Origin of the sequence: Pseudarthrobacter sp. NPDC092424, from assembly GCF_044754925.1 — a bacterium.
Taxonomy (GTDB): domain Bacteria; phylum Actinomycetota; class Actinomycetes; order Actinomycetales; family Micrococcaceae; genus Arthrobacter.
In genome coordinates this window covers 1-15822 of sequence record NZ_JBIVQC010000012.1, presented here as the reverse complement: position 1 = coordinate 15822, position 15822 = coordinate 1, and the positions used below count along the sequence as shown (strand labels likewise).

The 15822-nt window shown below is 66.7% G+C and carries 17 protein-coding genes; 7 read left to right on the top strand and 10 right to left on the bottom strand.

The features are described 5' to 3' along the window. Window positions 1–19: 19 nt before the first annotated feature. Entirely contained in the window at window positions 20–1093 is a 1074-nt protein-coding gene (locus tag ACIQCN_RS14265; protein WP_400611477.1) for an NAD(P)-dependent alcohol dehydrogenase, read from the top strand. 17 nt (window positions 1094–1110) lie between these two features. Then, window positions 1111–2583, top strand: coding sequence for a mannitol dehydrogenase family protein (locus ACIQCN_RS14260; RefSeq protein ID WP_400605652.1), 1473 nt, complete (start codon window positions 1111–1113; stop codon window positions 2581–2583). A gap of 103 nt (window positions 2584–2686) precedes the next feature. Here the strand turns inward: ACIQCN_RS14260 and ACIQCN_RS14255 are convergent, their stop codons facing one another. From ACIQCN_RS14255 to ACIQCN_RS14235, 5 genes are all read right to left on the bottom strand, one after another. Continuing rightward, window positions 2687–3004, bottom strand: a complete 318-nt coding sequence (locus ACIQCN_RS14255; protein WP_400605654.1) for a putative quinol monooxygenase — start codon at window positions 3002–3004, stop codon at window positions 2687–2689. A gap of 152 nt (window positions 3005–3156) precedes the next feature. After that, complete coding sequence (locus tag ACIQCN_RS14250) at window positions 3157–4182, bottom strand: DUF808 domain-containing protein (protein WP_400611475.1); 1026 nt, start codon at window positions 4180–4182, stop codon at window positions 3157–3159. A 155-nt stretch (window positions 4183–4337) separates the two neighbouring features. Then, on the bottom strand, window positions 4338–4655 hold the full coding sequence (locus tag ACIQCN_RS14245) for a zf-TFIIB domain-containing protein (RefSeq protein WP_400611473.1): 318 nt from the start codon (window positions 4653–4655) through the stop codon (window positions 4338–4340). A gap of 62 nt (window positions 4656–4717) precedes the next feature. Beyond that, complete coding sequence (locus tag ACIQCN_RS14240) at window positions 4718–5077, bottom strand: lipopolysaccharide assembly LapA domain-containing protein (protein ID WP_400611471.1); 360 nt, start codon at window positions 5075–5077, stop codon at window positions 4718–4720. 156 nt (window positions 5078–5233) lie between these two features. Continuing rightward, window positions 5234–6775, bottom strand: a complete 1542-nt coding sequence (locus ACIQCN_RS14235) for an alanine/glycine:cation symporter family protein (RefSeq protein ID WP_400605663.1) — start codon at window positions 6773–6775, stop codon at window positions 5234–5236. A 332-nt stretch (window positions 6776–7107) separates the two neighbouring features. On the opposite strand from ACIQCN_RS14235, the gene ACIQCN_RS14230 reads away from it, so the two are divergent. Beyond that, window positions 7108–8370: a S8 family serine peptidase gene (locus ACIQCN_RS14230; protein ID WP_400611469.1), complete on the top strand. Its 1263-nt coding sequence runs from the start codon at window positions 7108–7110 to the stop codon at window positions 8368–8370. On the opposite strand, the gene ACIQCN_RS14225 is transcribed toward ACIQCN_RS14230, so the two are convergent. After that, complete coding sequence (locus ACIQCN_RS14225) at window positions 8346–9122, bottom strand: alpha/beta fold hydrolase (protein ID WP_400611467.1); 777 nt, start codon at window positions 9120–9122, stop codon at window positions 8346–8348. The two genes, ACIQCN_RS14230 and ACIQCN_RS14225, sit on opposite strands and share 25 nt — an antisense overlap. A gap of 197 nt (window positions 9123–9319) precedes the next feature. Here ACIQCN_RS14225 and ACIQCN_RS14220 point away from each other — a divergent pair, with 197 nt between their 5' ends. Then, window positions 9320–9682, top strand: coding sequence for a cupin domain-containing protein (locus tag ACIQCN_RS14220; protein ID WP_400605670.1), 363 nt, complete (start codon window positions 9320–9322; stop codon window positions 9680–9682). 58 nt (window positions 9683–9740) lie between these two features. Here the strand turns inward: ACIQCN_RS14220 and ACIQCN_RS14215 are convergent, their stop codons facing one another. Continuing rightward, a complete protein-coding gene (locus tag ACIQCN_RS14215) occupies window positions 9741–11330 on the bottom strand; it encodes an alkaline phosphatase D family protein (protein ID WP_400605672.1) in 1590 nt (529 codons plus the stop codon). A gap of 173 nt (window positions 11331–11503) precedes the next feature. On the opposite strand from ACIQCN_RS14215, the gene ACIQCN_RS14210 reads away from it, so the two are divergent. After that, entirely contained in the window at window positions 11504–13099 is a 1596-nt protein-coding gene (locus ACIQCN_RS14210) for a bifunctional metallophosphatase/5'-nucleotidase (protein ID WP_400611465.1), read from the top strand. Between the two features lie 90 nt (window positions 13100–13189). On the opposite strand, the gene ACIQCN_RS14205 is transcribed toward ACIQCN_RS14210, so the two are convergent. Beyond that, window positions 13190–13639: a DUF4383 domain-containing protein gene (locus tag ACIQCN_RS14205; RefSeq protein ID WP_400611463.1), complete on the bottom strand. Its 450-nt coding sequence runs from the start codon at window positions 13637–13639 to the stop codon at window positions 13190–13192. Between the two features lie 186 nt (window positions 13640–13825). Between ACIQCN_RS14205 and ACIQCN_RS14200 the strand changes: the two genes are divergently transcribed. After that, window positions 13826–14509: a hypothetical protein gene (locus ACIQCN_RS14200; RefSeq protein WP_400611461.1), complete on the top strand. Its 684-nt coding sequence runs from the start codon at window positions 13826–13828 to the stop codon at window positions 14507–14509. Window positions 14510–14639: 130 nt separating this feature from the next. Here the strand turns inward: ACIQCN_RS14200 and ACIQCN_RS14195 are convergent, their stop codons facing one another. Next, window positions 14640–15029: a TfoX/Sxy family protein gene (locus ACIQCN_RS14195; protein ID WP_400611459.1), complete on the bottom strand. Its 390-nt coding sequence runs from the start codon at window positions 15027–15029 to the stop codon at window positions 14640–14642. 270 nt (window positions 15030–15299) lie between these two features. Here ACIQCN_RS14195 and ACIQCN_RS14190 point away from each other — a divergent pair, with 270 nt between their 5' ends. After that, window positions 15300–15503: a cold-shock protein gene (locus ACIQCN_RS14190; RefSeq protein WP_015936345.1), complete on the top strand. Its 204-nt coding sequence runs from the start codon at window positions 15300–15302 to the stop codon at window positions 15501–15503. A gap of 107 nt (window positions 15504–15610) precedes the next feature. On the opposite strand, the gene ACIQCN_RS14185 is transcribed toward ACIQCN_RS14190, so the two are convergent. Next, the coding region (locus tag ACIQCN_RS14185; RefSeq protein WP_400611457.1) for a rhodanese-like domain-containing protein at window positions 15611–15822 on the bottom strand (212 nt) is incomplete at its 5' end.

The following is a 15822-nucleotide window of genomic DNA, read 5'->3' as shown; positions in this document are numbered from 1 at the left end:
CCGGAAGGACACACCACCAATGACCACCCCCACCACCCAAGCGACCGCCGGGAACGACTCCACCGCGTCCACGGAACAGCCCACGACCATGCGCGCCAACATCCTCAAACGCCAGGGCGACATGGCCATGGAAACCCTGCCCCTTCCGCAGCCGGACGCCGACCAGGTCCTGGTCCAGGTCGCCGCCGTCGGGGTCTGCGGCAGCGACGTGCACTACTACGAACACGGCCGGATCGGCCCCTACGTCGTGGACCACCCCCTGATCCTCGGCCACGAACTCTCCGGCCGGATCACCGCCGTCGGAACCAACGTGGATCCCGCCCGCATCGGCCGCCGCGTCGCCGTCGAACCCCAGCGCCCCTGCCGCACCTGCAAGCAGTGCAAGGCCGGACGCTACAACCTCTGCCCGGACATCGAGTTCTACGCCACCCCGCCGATCGACGGCGCCTTCGCCGAATACGTCACCATCCAGTCCGACTTCGCCTACGACATCCCCGACAGCGTCAGCGACGAAGCCGCAGCCCTGATCGAACCGCTCTCGGTCGGTCTCTGGGCCTGCGAGAGGGCGGAGATCCGTCCGGGCAGCCGGGTCCTGATCGCGGGTGCCGGACCGATCGGCATCATCGCCGCCCAGGCCGCCCGCGCCTACGGCGCCACCGAAATCTACATCAGCGACATCGCCGAAGACCGCCTGGCTTTCGCCCTTGAACACGGCGCCACCCACGCCCTCAACGCCAGGACCGACACCGTGGAAGGGCTCGACGTCGACGCGTTCATCGACGCCTCCGGCGCACCACAGGCAGTCCGCGCCGGCATCAAGGCCGTGGCACCGGCCGGGCGCGTCATCCTGGTGGGGCTCGGCGCCGACGACGTCGAACTCCCCGTCTCCTACATCCAAAACCGCGAAATCTGGCTCTCCGGCGTCTTCCGCTACACCAACACCTGGCCCCTGGCCATCCAACTCATCGCCGACCGGAAAGTCGACCTCGACATCCTCGTCACCGGCAAATACCCCCTCACCCAAGCCGAAGCGGCGCTCAAAGCCGGCAAAACCCCCGGCCAGCTCAAAGCCGTCGTCTACCCCGGCCGCTGAACCCGAAAGGACAACCCATGCAACCGCTCACCGCTGCAACACTGAAGGACCTCCCGGCGGACCTGGCCAGGCCGGATTACGACCGTTCTGCCCTGACGGCGGGCATCGTGCATTTCGGTGTCGGCGGCTTCCACCGCGCGCACCAGGCCATGTACCTGGACCGGCTGATGAACGCCGGACAGGCCTACGATTGGGCCATCTGCGGTGTGGGCGTCCTGCCCGGCGATGCCCGGATGAAGGAAGTCATGGACAGCCAGGACTGCCTGTACACCATGGTGGTGAAGAACCCGGACGGGACGCGGGAAGGCCGGGTCATCGGATCCATCATCGAGTACCTCTTTGCGCCCGATGACCCAGAGGCCGTCATCGAGAAGATGGCATCCGACGCCGTCCGGATCGTATCGCTGACCGTCACCGAGGGCGGGTACAACTTCCACCACGTCACCGGAGAGTTCGACGCCGGGAACCCCGACGTGCTCCACGACCTGGCCCCCGGGGCAGCACCCCGGACCACCTTCGGGCTGGTCACCGAGGCCCTGGCCCGCCGGCGTGCCCGCGGGCTGGCACCCTTCACCGTGATGTCCTGCGACAACATTCAGGGCAACGGAGATGTCGCCAGGAAAATGTTCACCGCTTTCGCCGTCCTCAAGGATGCGGACCTGGGGAAGTGGGTGTCGGAGAACGTGCCCTTCCCCAACAGCATGGTGGACCGGATCACCCCCGTCACCACCGACGCCGACCGGGAAGCGATCGCCCGGGAATTCGGGGTGCAGGACGCCTGGCCGGTGGTTTGCGAGCCGTTCGAGCAGTGGGTCCTGGAAGACCGCTTCAGCCTGGGCCGGCCGGCCTTCGAGAAAGCCGGGGTACAGCTGGTGGAGGACGTGGAACCCTATGAGTTGATGAAGCTCCGCCTGCTGAACGCCAGCCACCAGGGCATGTGCTATTTCGGCTACCTCGCCGGCTACCGTTACGCCCACGAAGTTGCCCAGGATCCGCTGTTCGCGCAGTTCCTGCTGGACTACATGGACAATGAGGCCACCCCGACCCTGCACCCGGTGCCCGGCATCGACTTGGCGGACTACAAGCACACCCTTATCGCACGCTTCTCCAACGAACACGTCCGTGACACCTTGGCCCGGCTCTGCGCCGAAAGCTCGGACCGGATCCCCAAATGGCTGCTGCCTGTCGTCCGGATCAACCTCGAACGCGGCGGCGAGATCCACCGCTCCGCGGCGATCGTGGCCAGCTGGGCCCGCTACGCCGAAGGCCTGGACGAACAGGGCAATCCGATCGACGTCGTTGACCGGCTGAGGGACACCCTCACGGCGGCAGCCGCACGCCAGCGGCGGGAACCGCTAGCCTTCCTCTCAAACCGCGAAGTCTTTGGTGACCTCATCGACGACGAACGGTTCGTCAGCGCGTACCTGGATGCGCTGGGCAGCCTGCACCACCAGGGCGCCACGGAAACCGTCAGGAAACTCCGGTCCTGAACGAAGGGGTTCCCGGGACGGTGTGAAAGCTTAGGCCCGGGAACTCCGGCCCGGGGACCGCCGCGTCAGCAGGGCTAACCCCGGCGCTGTGCCCTTTTATGCCTTACTCGACGGCAAGTTCCCCGAGCTTCGACCAGCCGTCCACCTTCACGTTGATGATGTCCGGGGTCCGGGCCAGGTATGCCGGCAGCTCGGCGGTGGCCTTCTTGAAGTGCTCCGAGTTCACGTGCGCGCCGCCGGCCTCGTCATCGCGGAAGGCTTCGATCAGGACGTAAGTGTTGGGATCCTCCACGGAACGGGACCACTCAAAGAACAGGCAGCCCTCTTCGGCGTTGGTCCCTTCGGTGAACCCGCGTGAGATCTCCGGCCACGCATCGGCGTGCTCCGGCTTGACCGGGAACTTGGCGGTAATGAAAATCAACGGTCGTCCTTTCTTCGCTGCGTCATCTGTACTGCGTAATTACCCCGTGCCCGGGTCGGCAGCCAACATCCGCCCCCGCGAGATGGCACTTAACGGCAATGCGGCGGCCCAACATTGCTATTAAGTGCCATCTCGCGGAGGCGGCGGGCCCGCTAAGGCGACGTTCCGCCGTCGTCGTGCTTCTGTGGACGGTACCCGGCAATTTCGGCACGGACATCGCCCTCCTGGTGGCTGCCCTTGTCCTTGCCGAAGGGGAGCGCGTGCAGCAGCGGGTGGACCACGGTGAGGACCAGCAGGCCCCAGGCGAGCCCGAGGACGGCGGAGAGTGCCGTGTTCACGAGCCAGGCCAGCGCGCCGCCCACCACGGCGACATGCGCCACCGGCTCTTCCAGCGTGTGGACCAGGTCGTAGAGGAGGTGCCAGCCGAGGTCATGGGTGCCCTGCAGCATGATGTGGCCGCCCACCCACAGCATGGCGATAGTGCCAATGAAGGTGATCGCGGCCAGCACTTTCGGCATCCCCCTGACCAGCAGCCCGCCGATGCGCTGTGAGCTGGCGGACTCCTTGGCGGCCAGGTGCAGGCCGATGTCGTCCATCTTCACGATCAGCGCCACGGCACCGTACACCAGCACGGTAATGGCGAGGGCCACCACCACCAGGATCAGCGCCCGCGCCAGCAGCGATTCGCTGGCCACCTCGTTCATCGAGATGACCATGATTTCGCAGGACAGGATGAAGTCGGTGGTGATGGCTCCCTTCACCACCTTGTCCTCGGCCTCCGGGCCACGCTCAACCGCCGGTGCCTGCTCATCCGCGTGGTCCCTGCGGATCTTGTGCCAGACTTTCTCGGCGCCCTCGTAGCAGAGGTAGGTGCCGCCGAGCATGAGGATGAACGGGATGGCCCACGCGGCGAAGGCGCTGATAAGCAGCAGCGCCGGCAGGATGACCAGCAGCTTGTTCCGGAGCGAGCCCCAGAAGATCTTCCGGATCATCGGCAGTTCGCGGGACGGGTCCTTGCCGGACACGTACTGCGGGGTGACGGCGGCGTCATCAATCACCACGCCGGCGGCTTTGGTGCCCGCTTTCGCGGCCCCGGCTGCAATGTCGTCCACCGAGGCGGCGGCAATGCGGGCAAGGGCTGCGACGTCGTCCAGCAGGGCGACCAGGCCGCCGCTCACAGGCCACTTCCGGGCTGTTCGACGGCGGACGGCTGGGCGTCCAGGGCACGGTTCAGGAGCGTGATCGGCATGCTGAGAGTATATGGGACAGGGCAGCCGCGGGGGTGTCTGTTCCGGACGGGGCGGCCCGGAACAGACACGGCTCTGGAATCCGCCTAGAAGTCGAACAGGTCGCCCAGCCAGCCTTCCTTCTTCTTGTGCCGCCGGTCGTGGTCGCGGTCATAGCCTGGTTTGTCATTGCGGCGGCTGTCGTAGCTGCGCTCGTCCCGCCGCGGGTCGTGGCTGGTGTAGAGGGGCGGGGGAGTGGGGGCAGGACGGGCCGGCGCGGGTGCCGTGGCGGCAGCGGCACGGTCCAGGATCTTGTCCAGCTCCCCCCGGTCAAGCCACACACCCCGGCATTGCGGGCAATAGTCGATTTCAACGCCGCTGCGTTCGGTCATGACAAGTTCCACTGAATCCAAAGGACATTTCATACCCGCACAACGTTCGGCAGGCCCGAAAGTTCCGCGCGCCCTTTGGCGGAACGCCTTCGCCGTCAGCCCTCCCTGCGGAGCATCCGCACCCTGCGGGCGTTGGAACGGAGCTGGATGATGCGCGCGGCGCCGGCAATGGCTACCACTATTCCGCCTGCGACGCTGGCGATGAACATGGCCATCCCCAGCGGAAGCGTACCCTCCAAGCCCAGGAACATCACCCTGGCGGGCTCCTGGTTCTGCAGGATGAAAATGATCAGCAGCACCAGCAGGAGAAGCGCAACCACCACCCCTACCCAGACCACTCCGGACCGGGTCGGTTTGGGCCTGCCATCAAAGGATGCCGGAGGCGCTGTGTCCGGCGATCCGCCCGGCGGCTGGTGCGGCGGCAGGCCTCCGGGTGTGGCAGGTTCGGACGCCATCCTGATCACTTTCCTTTGATCGCCACCAGCTGGATTTTCAGGATACGCCCGCGGCGGTGGCGGCGGAACCGCACGCTGCGGCGGGGAACGACGACGGCGGGGTGCCGGCGGAAAAGCCGGCACCCCGCCGTCGTACTTCATTAAGTTCTGAGCAGCTTAGACGCGTGCGTCTTCCTTTTCGCGCTCGGCGGCCTTGTAGGACTCCCAGAACGTGGCGCCCGTGATGCCCAGGGGCCGCGGGTCGAAGACCGGGTCCAGCCCTAGCTTCTGCTGCCGCTCGTAGTCCTTGAGGGCCTTGAACGCCGGTTTCTGCAGGACCAGGATGCCGACGATGTTCAGCCATGCCATGAGGCCCACGCCGATGTCGCCCATGGTCCAGGCGTCGGCAGCGGTGTTCACGCAGCCGTAGGCAACAGCGACGATGACCAGAACCTGTAGGACCACGGTGGTCACCCGGCCCAGGCTGGCACGCATTCCGGGGATCATGGTGTTCGAGGACTTGCCCAGGAGGAAGCGAAGGTTGGTCTCGGCCATGTAGTAGTACGCGATGATCGTGGTCAGGCAGAAGAAGATCAGCGTGACGGCGATGAACGCGGCACCGAAGCCCGGGAAGACAGAGTCGAAACCGGTCTGGACGTACTGCGGACCAACCGTGGCCGTGGCGGAGAGCAGGCCGCCCTCAGCCAGCACCTCGCCGTCCTCGCTGCCGCCGGAGAACACACGGTAAGCGCCGGTGGAGAGCACCAGGAAGCCGGTGGCGGAGCAGACGAACAGGGTGTCGATGTAGACGGCGAACGCCTGGACCAGGCCCTGCTTGGCCGGGTGGGAAACCTCGGCGGCGGCGGCGGCGTGCGGGCCCGTGCCCTGGCCGGCCTCGTTGGAGTAGACGCCGCGCTTGACGCCCCACATCACGGCCATGCCGATGATGGCGCCGAGCGCCGCGTCCATGCCGAAGGCGCTGCGGAACACCAGTGCGAACATTGCGGGGAGCTCGGAGGCGTTGACGAAGACGACCACGAGGGCCAGGACGATGTAGCCGAGGGCCATGAACGGAACGACGAACGAGGCGACGTTGGCGATGCGCTTGACGCCGCCCACGATCACCAGGGCCAGGACGACGGCGGCACCGATGGCGACCAGCCACGCCGGCACGGTCCAGGCACCCTCGATGGCGGTGGCCATGGAGTTGGCCTGGACGCCCGGCATGAGGACACCGCACGCCAGGACGGTCACGGCAGCGAAGACGTAGCCGTACACCTTGAAGAAGCCGGCGGCCTTGGTGTGGGCGAAGGCGCGGGAGAAGTAGTAGGCCGGGCCGCCGCGGTATTCACCGGTCTGCGGGTCACGGGCCTTGTAGATCTGGCCGAGGGTGCACTCGATGAAGGACGTGGAGGCGCCGAGGAAGGCGACAGCCCACATCCAGAAAAGTGCGCCCGGGCCGCCGAAGGCGATGGCAGTGGCGACACCGGCGACGTTGCCGGTGCCGACGCGGCCGGACAGGGACATGGCGAGGGCCTGGAACGAGGAGACGCCGTCGGCGGACTTCTCGCCGTTCAGCAGCTGCTGGACCATTCCCTTCATGTGGCGCACCTGCAGGAAGCGGGAGCGGACGGAGAAGTAGACGCCGGTGGCCAGGCACAGGTAAACGAGCCAGTCGCTCCAGATAACGCCATTGACAGCGGATAAGACATCGCTCATGAGTGGGTTCCCTCCATGAAGAGCGTGGGTGATGCGAAACGGATGCGGTTTGGCGGGGCATTCGGACGGGCAGGTAAACCCGTGGTGGGCGCCACACAAACCTGTGAAGTTTCTCACGCGATTCGGCCGCGCGTCCAATTGACCGAATATCGCGCAGGCCTGCCGCCCGCTCGGGTGGCACTTTCGCGCGCCTTTTACCCAACTGAGGGAGCCGCCGGAGGTTTGGGCGGCGCGGGACCCCGCGGCCTGTGTCTCCCAATCGCCCCGTCTTTTGCGATACTGCGGGAATTACCCCTATCCAGCGGGCCCGTCCGGGGCGCACTATAAGCGCTATGAAAAAGCTCCTGATCGCCGGCCTAACTGCAGCCTTCGTTGGCCTTGGCGCCACCACGCTGGCGGCTCCCGGAAATGCGGCCCCCGACCCGTCCCACGTCGCAGGGCAGATCCTGGTTAAGTTCCGGGACCAGGCGTCGGCCGACGGCGTGCTGCGCCAGCACGGCCTGCGTCAGGGCGCCTTTGTGGGGACTACCGGGGCCCAGGTCATCAAGGTGCCGGCCGGCCGGGAGTTGCGGCTGATTGACGCGTTGAGCCGGAACCGCGCGGTGGAGTACGCCGAACCAGACGCAGTGGTCACCGCAGTCACGGACGACACATACTTCGACCGCCAGTACGCCCTCCGCAATGACGGGCGATCGTTCCAGAACACGTTGGAGACATTCACTGTCCCCGCAGGCACCCCCGACGCCGACGTCGACGCTGTTGAAGCATGGGGTCTGACCACGGGGAGGGGCATCAGGGTCGCCATTCTCGATACTGGTGTGGCATCGGACAACCCGGACATCAGCACCCAGGTGGTTGCACGCGCGAACTTCAGCGGCACCGCAACAGGCGAGGATAACTACGGACACGGCACGCACGTGGCCGGAATCGTGGCCGCGGCCCACAACTCCACCGGCGTGGCGGGGGTGTGTCCGGAGTGCGACATCGTCGACGTGAAGGTGCTCAACGATTCGGGATCAGGGTCCACGTCGAACATCGTCAAAGGCATCGCCTGGGCCGCCAGCGCCAAACAGGGTGAAGGGAACGCCCGCATCATCAACATGAGCCTCGGCCAGCGGGTCTCGTCCCGCACCTTGGAGGAGGCCGTCCGGAACGCCTGGAAGGCGGGCGTGGTCATCGTGGCGGCCGCGGGCAACGGCGGCAGCCAGGCCAAGATCTACCCCGGCGCCTACCCGGACGTCATTGCGGTGGCGGCCACGGACAACAACGACGCGAAGGCTTCCTTCTCGAGCTACGGTGCCAAATGGGTGGACGTCGCAGCGCCGGGGGTCAGCATCTACTCGACGTTCCCCAACCACCCGTTCGCTTTGCAGTCAAACGGCCGTTCCGAGGGGTATGACATCGCCAGCGGCACGTCGATGGCCTCCCCGGTGGTTGCCGGCGTGGCCGCGCTGGCGCTGAGCTCGCACCCGAATGCTTCCAATGCCGGTGTCCGGGCCATCGTCGAATCCACGGCCGACGGAACCGTTGCCGGCACCGGCAGTTACTGGAAATACGGCCGGGTCAACGCCTACGACGCCGTGCGGGCACCCTGACCCGCGCGCTCCCAGTGCTGCCGAAGCAGTCCGGCCAGCCGTTCAGGCTCGATCCGGTGCGGCGGGTCGAAGTGGTGCCGCTCCTCGAATACCTCCAGCGTGAAATCCGGAAACACGGTGGCCAGCCGGTCCGCCACCTCCCCGTAGTCATCCGGGTTGCTCTGCCCGCCCAGGACGAACAGCACCGGTTTGTTGAACGCAGCCAGGCGGGTGCGGTCCAGGTCGTAGCGCTTGAAGTCCGCCAGGAACGCGCTGATGCCCGCCGGCCGCTTGGCCATCCACGGTGGCGGGGGACCCGGCGGCGGAGGCGGCAGGACGACGTCGGACTTCACCCCCAGCCGCATGAAGGCAGGCATGAACTGCTCCGGCGGCAGGGACTCCAGCTTTGCGTACTCTTCCCAGAGCGCTGCGTGGGCGGGGCTCCAGTCCCAGTTCCCGGCCCACGCTGCTTCGAGGAGTGTGAGGCTCCGTAGCCGCTCCGGTTGCTTGGCGGTGAGCGCCAGGGCCGCGGCACCGCCGCCGGAATAGCCCACAAGGTGGAAGGTGTCCCAGCCGAGCCGGCCGGCTTCGCGGAGGACGCCGTCGGCCTCGGTGTCCAGGGTCCAGCCGGGCGGGGGAGCGGCGTCCGCGTACAGTTCCAGGTCCTTGGCGGTGGCGTGCACGTCCGGTCCCAGCGCCTCGATCAGCGCTCCGTAGGCGGGGCCGGCAGGGAGGACGCTGCCAGGCAGGAGGAGTACCCGGAGGGGTTCCATGGTTGGATGCTACGCCCCCTTCAGTTGCCCGGCTACGGGGTTTCCACAGTGCTTTTCCGGGGCCCTTGCCGCTGCCGCGGTGCAGGCGGAGAATGTGCTCACTGGCGGGGTTCCATATCTCCTCCGCTGTGGATATCGGGGCTTCACCGGTAGTCCTGTCCACAGCAAAATGCAGCACCCGTTCGGAGGAGCAGAAAATGCCAGGTTTAGTGCGTAAGAGTCTAAATTCACCGGAGGAGACCCGCCCCTTCGAAGCCGGCAAGGGGCAGCTGGAACTCGTCAACCTGGACGGGGGTGCTGTTGGCCGCGCTACGTTCCAGCCAGGCTGGCGCTGGTCCGACCACGTCAAACCGATCGCCAAGACCGACAGCTGCCAGGCCAGCCACACCGGCTACTTCGTCTCGGGCCGTATGAACGTGGTGATGGACGACGGCCAGGAGATGGAATACGGGCCGGGCGATTTCGCCACCATCGCACCGGGCCATGACGCATGGGTAGTGGGCGAAGAGCCATGCGTGATGATCGACTGGCAGGGTTCAGCCGACTACGCCAAGCGCTGACCCGGACACGCACGACCGGCGGGACGCACCTTTCCGGTGCGTCCCGCCGGTCGTTCATCTAGGCGCTCGCCTGCAGCCCCGGAACGCCGTCCCGGATCGTGAAGGAGGCTTTGGTGGACACGGGGGCGCCCGGCGTCGTGACGTAGTCCAGGGTGCGGAAGTCCGCCGTCAGCGACTCGCGCGTGATGCGGGTGTTCACGTAGCCGCGGTTGTCGTTGAAGAACTTCAGGTGCGGGTTCCAGGCCATCATGGGGTCCGTCGTGGAGCCCGTGCCGTTGCCGGTGGAGGTGATGGAGGTGCAGACCAGCTCCGAGCCGACCACGGGGGAGGCCGGGTCCTTGTAGTCCACCTTGAGGTCGCTGGCCCAGTTGCGGTGCACGTCGCCGGTGAGGACGACGGCGTTGCGCACGTTCGCGTCCACCCAGCCCTGGGTGATGCGGCGGCGGGAGGCCGCATAGCCGTCCCAGCCGTCCATGGACACGTCGTCGATCTCCGGGGCGGCATTGCGGTCGCGTTCGGCGAAGAACACCTGCTGGCCGAGGATGTCCCAGCGCTGCGTGGAGTTCCGGAAGGCGTCCAGCAGCCACTTTTCCTGCTCGGCACCGGTGATGCTGCGGTCCTCGGCGAGGCGCTCCGCGACGTTCTTCTTCCAGCCGTCGCCGGCGAGCTGGTCGTCACGGTACTGCCGCGTGTCCATCATGTGGAAGTTGGCCAGCTGGCCCCACTGGATGGTCCGGTAGATCTTCATGTCGAACCCGGCCGGAACGGAAGACCTGCGCAGCGGCATGTTCTCGTAGTACGCCTGGAACGCGGCGGCGCGGCGCTGCCGGAAACGCTCGGTGGTGTCATTCATCTGCGTGGCGTCACGGTTCTCCGGGATCTCATCCGCCCAGTTGTTGTCCACCTCGTGGTCATCCCACACCACCAGCCACGGTGCAACGGCGTGCGCCGCCTGCAGGTCGGCGTCGGACTTGTATTGGGCATGCCGCTGCCGGTAGCCCTCGAGCGTGACCGTCTCGGGTCCTTCGTGGTCGCGGGGGTTGCCGCCGCCGATCACGTATTTGTCCTTCTTGTACTCGTAAAGGTAGTCGCCCAGGTGGAGCACCAGGTCCGGGTGGTCCTGCGCCAGGCGGGAGTAGGCGGTGAAGTAGCCGTGCTCGTACTGCGAGCAGCTGGCGAACGCCATGGCCAGCGCGGCGGGTGTTTCGTGCAGCGCCGGCGCGGTCAGGGTACGGCCGACGGCGCTGATGTGCCGGCCGCTGCGGAACCGGTAGAAGTACTCGCGGCCGGGCTTCAGCCCGCGGAGTTCGACGTGGACGGAGTGGGCGGCTTCAATCCGCGCCTGCTCGACGCCCCGTGCCACCACGGTGCGCATGGCCGCATCCTCGGCCACCTCCCAGGCCACCGGGACCTGCCGCGACGGCATGCCGCCCAGTCCGTCCTCCGCCAGCGGGTCCAGCGCCAGGCGCGTCCAGATCACGAAGCCGTCCGGCCACGGCTCGCCCGAGGCGATGCCGAGCATGAACGGATCGGCGCGGAGGCCGGCGTCGTCCGCGGTGGAAACGGCGACGGCGGCACCCGGCAGGGCGGCGACCAGCCCGGCTCCGAGGCCGGCGGAAATGAGGGATCTGCGTGAGATGTTGTCCATGGATCTGAACCTAAACAGGCAGGTTGGCCGGCGGCTGTTGCCTGAGTGAACCATGCGTGAACGTCCCGTGCGCTGACGCCCGGTACCAAGCCTGCAACCTGCCGTTCACCAGCGGTTATACCGGTTCTGCTAGGTTCGCGGCATCCCACTGCTACGCACCAGGAGATGCCCTCATGACCCCTCGAACCCACCCGGCCCCTGCCCTCCGCAGGGGCACCGCAGCCGCGCTGACCGCGGTGCTGCTGGCCGCCGTCGTCCCCGGCACGGCCAACGCCGCTGACCGCACGCCGCCGGCGCAGGCCGAACCCCAGTCCCAGCGCACCGTGGACATCCAGATCCTCGGCCTGAATGAAACCCACGGCCAGCTCACCCCGCTCAAGCGCTCGGGCCGCCTGGCCGGGGGAGCGCCCGCGCTCGCTGCCTATCTCAAGGCAGAGGAAGCGGAGAACCCGCGCACCCTGATCCTGGACTCCGGCGACTTCATGCAGGGCCCGGCCATCTCCTCCTACTTCGAGGGCGCCTCCACCGTGGACGTCTTCAACGCGATCGGCGTGGATGCGGCCGCCGTGGGCAACCACGAGTTCGACTGGGGCCAGGACGCCTTCGCCGAACGCGTGGCGCAGGCCGACTTCCCGTTCATCGCCGCCAACATCGTCGACGACGCCACCGGCGCCGCCCCAGCCGGCGTCAGCCCCTACGTCATCGAGGAACTGGACGGGGTCAAGGTGGGCGTCATCGGCGTCGCAAACCCTGACACCAAGAACGTCACCCTCCCCGCCGCCACCGAGGGCCTGAGCTTCCTGGACCTGGACCAGACGGCCGCCGCGGTCAACGACGCCGTGGCGGAACTCCGCGAACGCCATGTGGAAACCATCGTGGTCAGCGCCCACCAGGGCCTGGAAACGGCCACCACCGGCGCGCTCGCGGACCTGGTGGGACAGCTTTCCGGCGAGGTGGACCTGGTCCTTGGCGGACACATTCCGCTCGAATACAACACCGTCATCAACGGAATCCCCGTGGTCCAGCCCTACGGCAACACCCGGGGCTACGCGGACGTCACTCTTACCGTGGACCGCGCCACGAAGGACGTAGTGGGCACAGGCATCGAGCTGGATGCCACCTGGACGGACGCCATCGCCCCGGACCCGGCAGTTCAGGCGATCGTGGATGGCTACCAGGCTCAGCTCGGTGCGGAACTCGGCAAGGCCGTGGGGGAGGCTGCCACGTCCATCACGCGGGGATCCACCCGCGGCGTCGAGTCCGAGATGGGCAACTTCGTCACGGACAGCATGCGCTCCTACATTGACGGGGTGGACTTCGCGTTCACCAACGCCGGCGGCCTGCGCGCGGACATCGACGCAGGGCCCATCACGCTCGAAGAGGTCTACGCCGTCCTGCCGTTCAACAACACGCTGGTCACCATGGACCTCACCGGAGCCCAGGTGCGCAAGGTACTGGAGGAAGGCGCCTTCAGCCAGTACGGCACCGTCCAGGTCTCCGGACTGAAATGGGCGTACGACGCCGGCGCCCCCTTCGGCGCCCGGGTCACCTCCGTCACCCTCCCGGACGGAACCCCGCTGGACCCTGCCGCCACCTACCGCGTGGCCACGAACAACTTCATGGCCACCGGCGGCGACCAGTTCCCCACCTTCACCCAGGGCACCGGCACAGTGGACACCGGCATCAACCTGGTGGACACCGTGGTGCACTACCTGGAGCACCACTCACCGGTTGATCCGCAGGTCGAAGGGCGCCTGGCCGTGCAGTAGCCGGCCCCAACCCGCCCAGCCACGAAAACGACGCCGGGACCCGCCATATTTGACGGGTCCCGGCGTCGTGCCTTGCGTGGTTAGTTGTGGTTAGGCGTGTGCCTTGTGGCCCTTGGTGAGGACCAGCGCCAGGGCGACCATGCCGATCCCCAGGAGCAGGTGAAGGATGTTGTCGAACAGGTTCAGCGGGACGAAGTTGCCGGCCGAATCCTGGGGAACCACCAGGCCGTAGACGAACAGGACCAGGTAGATCACGCCGCCGTAGAGCAGGAACGAACGGGCGCCGCCGGCGGTCTTGGCCAGGGCGAGGCCGGCAACGCCGAACAGCAGGTGGACCGCGTTGTGGAGCACGGACACCTGGAAGAGGCCCAGCAGCATGGCCTCGGAGTGCGCCCCTGCGAAGTGCAGCTGCTCGAAGTTGCCGGTGATGCCCGGGACGAAGCCCAGGACGCCCACCAGCAGGAACACGGCGCCTACGGCCATGGACGCTTTCTGGACGTTGGTGCGGACTGCGGTGCCGGTGCTGGTGTGTGTAGCCATGATGTTCTCCTGAATGCGATATGGATTCATGGATCAGCAGAATGCTTGCTGCCAAACCATTGGGTTATGCAAGCTATTCGGGCGCTGCCGCAGTCCGGATGGGTGGCTTGGAAAAACTTTTGGGCCGTTCGGCCCTGCCGGTCGGTTGCGGCCGGGAGTAGCTTCACCTCATACAAAGGAGTCGTTATGAAGCGCTTGCCCGTTCTTCTCTGCACTGCAGCCTCGATGGCCTTGGCCGCGGCCCCGGCCGGAGCGGCCCCGAACATTTACCACACCATCTCGTCGACGCATGGCTCCGCAACCGTGGCCAGCACTGCAGGCTGCGAGCAAACCGAAGTGTTCGTCTCCTCCAGCGTGGCGATGTATGCCAGCCAGCCGGGCCCCGTGAACAAGCAGGGACTGAGCGCCGTGTTCGTGCGCGTCACGGACATCTGCGCCGCCCCGGCGGGTGTGGTCACTGCGGCTGCGGGCGGCGGCGGTACGGTCCTGTTCCAGGCCGAAGGCCAAAATATGGCGCCGCTGGTGGTTGACCCGCGGCTGGGCGTGGCCTCCATCAGCACCGACATGGCCGGCATGGATGGCGAGGGCAATCCCGTGACCATCAGCCTCTCGGCAACCTGGACCGCCTCCGGTCCGCTGGAGCACGATACCGTCCATACCCACAGCAACTACCCGGATGAAGGCACCGTCAACGCAACGGACAACAACCTGCGCCGCGCCGCCACGGCCGACGTATCGGTCACGGTTGACGGCATGACGGCCGCGGGCACGGATCCCAACGCTGTGCTGGAGCAGGTGAAGTCACGGTGCATTGAAGTCGCGCGCCCCGGGGTGGAGGGGTTCTTCCCCTGCTTCGGATTCCCGGGCTGACCGGTCCGGAAGCGTCGATGGCCGCCCATACTTCTGCGCCGTTGCCACCTTCACCGCGAGATGGCACTTCGCGGCAGTTGGCGGCCCAAACACTGCGGTGAAATGCCATCTCGCGGAGGGGGCGGGTCTACTACTTCTGCGGCGGGGTTTTCCGGGGGCCGGCCTTGGGCGCCTTCGGCGGGAGGGTGGACACGTAGCCCAGCGCCTTCTCCACCCATGCGCGCACCCGGGCGTCGTCGCCGTCGCCCTCTTCGTTCCACACCTCCGGCAGCCCGGTGTACCCGCCCATGGGGCGTTCCGCCGGGCCGAAGGGGACCGTCCGTTCGGTGGATTCGAGCACCCCGCGGTCCTCGTCGGACAGCTTCACTCCGATGGTGGACCCGAACAGTCCCGCAAACATGTTGCCGTTCACGAACGCCCCCATGTTCCCGAACATCGGCTTGACCATCACATCCGGCCGGTCCGGGACCACCGCACGGAAATGGTCCTTGTCGGCATCGGAGGCTTTCGGCATGTCCATGGCGTCATCTCCCGGTGACTGGGTTTCTTCGGATCCGGATGCAGGATATGCCCAATCCCGGGGTCGGTCGAGGCCCGCGGTGGCCGCCGTTTAGGGCACAGCAGGAAACTCCTGTAGTCTCGAACCTGTTGTTGTGTTTATGCAGTTGGTAGTTCAGGCAGTACGCGCGGTCGAAAGTCCGCGTTCTTCTGAAGTAGCGGTTTTGAACACCCCACACCGGAGGGCCCGAAAGTCGGGACTTTCCCTCCACCTTCACGAAGGACAAAAATAATGGCTACTGGTACCGTCAAATGGTTTAACGCTGAAAAGGGCTTCGGCTTCATCTCCCCGGACGACTCCTCGCAGGACGTTTTCGCGCACTACTCCGCGATCAACTCCTCCGGCTTCCGCTCCCTCGAAGAGAACCAGAAGGTTTCCTTCGACACCGAGCAGGGCCCCAAGGGTCCCCAGGCCACCAACATCCAGGCTCTCTAATTCCCTAGAGTTCCGGGACCGTTAGGTTTCCACTTAAGAGCAGGGCCCGCCGTTTTGAACGGCGGGTCCTGCTTTTTTTGCGCCTGCTTGGGCCAGGCCCGGCGCTACTACTGCCGCGGGCTGAGCCGGGAGGCGCTCCAGGCGGCGTAGCTGCCGTCGAGCTCGACCACGTCGTACCCGGCCCGGCGCAGGGCGCTGGCCGCTACTGAATTGCGCGCCCCGCTCTGGCAGTACGTCACGATGGTCCCTTCGCCCGGGAGCTTGTCCAGGTGCCACATGATGCGGCCGGCGCCTAGCTGGGCAGAGCCGGGGATATGCC

What these genes read in the sequence shown, in the direction of transcription:
- ACIQCN_RS14235 (WP_400605663.1), bottom strand. Translation starts at nt 6,775, where the DNA reads ATGAGCGATGTCTTATCCGCTGTCAATGGCGTTATCTGGAGCGACTGG.
- ACIQCN_RS14245 (WP_400611473.1), bottom strand. Translation starts at nt 4,655, where the DNA reads ATGAAATGTCCTTTGGATTCAGTGGAACTTGTCATGACCGAACGCAGC.
- ACIQCN_RS14205 (WP_400611463.1), bottom strand. Translation starts at nt 13,639, where the DNA reads ATGGCTACACACACCAGCACCGGCACCGCAGTCCGCACCAACGTCCAG.
- ACIQCN_RS14210 (WP_400611465.1), top strand. Translation starts at nt 11,504, where the DNA reads ATGACCCCTCGAACCCACCCGGCCCCTGCCCTCCGCAGGGGCACCGCA.
- ACIQCN_RS14240 (WP_400611471.1), bottom strand. Translation starts at nt 5,077, where the DNA reads ATGGCGTCCGAACCTGCCACACCCGGAGGCCTGCCGCCGCACCAGCCG.
- ACIQCN_RS14200 (WP_400611461.1), top strand. Translation starts at nt 13,826, where the DNA reads ATGAAGCGCTTGCCCGTTCTTCTCTGCACTGCAGCCTCGATGGCCTTG.
- ACIQCN_RS14230 (WP_400611469.1), top strand. Translation starts at nt 7,108, where the DNA reads ATGAAAAAGCTCCTGATCGCCGGCCTAACTGCAGCCTTCGTTGGCCTT.
- ACIQCN_RS14220 (WP_400605670.1), top strand. Translation starts at nt 9,320, where the DNA reads ATGCCAGGTTTAGTGCGTAAGAGTCTAAATTCACCGGAGGAGACCCGC.
- ACIQCN_RS14260 (WP_400605652.1), top strand. Translation starts at nt 1,111, where the DNA reads ATGCAACCGCTCACCGCTGCAACACTGAAGGACCTCCCGGCGGACCTG.
- ACIQCN_RS14225 (WP_400611467.1), bottom strand. Translation starts at nt 9,122, where the DNA reads ATGGAACCCCTCCGGGTACTCCTCCTGCCTGGCAGCGTCCTCCCTGCC.
- ACIQCN_RS14215 (WP_400605672.1), bottom strand. Translation starts at nt 11,330, where the DNA reads ATGGACAACATCTCACGCAGATCCCTCATTTCCGCCGGCCTCGGAGCC.
- ACIQCN_RS14195 (WP_400611459.1), bottom strand. Translation starts at nt 15,029, where the DNA reads ATGGACATGCCGAAAGCCTCCGATGCCGACAAGGACCATTTCCGTGCG.
- ACIQCN_RS14265 (WP_400611477.1), top strand. Translation starts at nt 20, where the DNA reads ATGACCACCCCCACCACCCAAGCGACCGCCGGGAACGACTCCACCGCG.
- ACIQCN_RS14190 (WP_015936345.1), top strand. Translation starts at nt 15,300, where the DNA reads ATGGCTACTGGTACCGTCAAATGGTTTAACGCTGAAAAGGGCTTCGGC.